We start from the raw sequence: 522 nt of genomic DNA, 5'->3' as shown, positions 1-522 counted from the left end.
GCCGGCGTCGAAGGCTCGATCGTGGTCGGCAAGGTGCTGGAGAACAAGGACGCCTCGTTCGGCTTCAACGCCCAGACCGAGGAGTATGGTGACCTGGTGAAGATGGGCGTCATCGACCCCGCCAAGGTGGTCCGCACCGCCCTGCAGGACGCGGCCTCGGTCGCCGGCATCCTGATCACCACCGAAGCCGCTGTGGCGGACGCTCCGAAGAAGAACTCGGGCGGCGGCGGTGCCCCCGACATGGGCGGCATGGGCGGCATGGGCGGCATGGACTTTTAAGTCCACGCTCGGGGCGGGCGTCAGCCCGCCTCAGCCAGCCTTGTCCTCCCCGCCTTGAGCCGGGACAGAAGAGGGCGCTCCCGGAAACGGGGGCGCCTTTTTGGCTGTCCAGATTTGTAGTGGCTGGCCCGGAGCGTTGCGCACGGGTGTCTCCGCTCGAAGCGGATGCCCGAAGAGAGCGGTTCGTTCGCCAGAAAGGAAGGCGGATACGCCCTTGTTGCCGCTAGGTTCTGGACTCATAAG

At 66.5% G+C, this 522-nt stretch carries 1 pseudogene; it reads left to right on the top strand.

Annotation, left to right across the window (positions count from 1 at the left end):
• Positions 1-279: pseudogene (locus B4K74_RS11455) on the top strand (TCP-1/cpn60 chaperonin family protein); the annotation flags it as partial.
• Positions 280-522 lie beyond the last annotated feature (243 nt).

Origin of the sequence: Brevundimonas sp. UBA2503 (assembly GCF_002341485.1) — a bacterium.
Classification (GTDB): domain Bacteria; phylum Pseudomonadota; class Alphaproteobacteria; order Caulobacterales; family Caulobacteraceae; genus Brevundimonas; species Brevundimonas halotolerans.
This window is presented reverse-complemented; position numbering and strand designations above follow the sequence as displayed.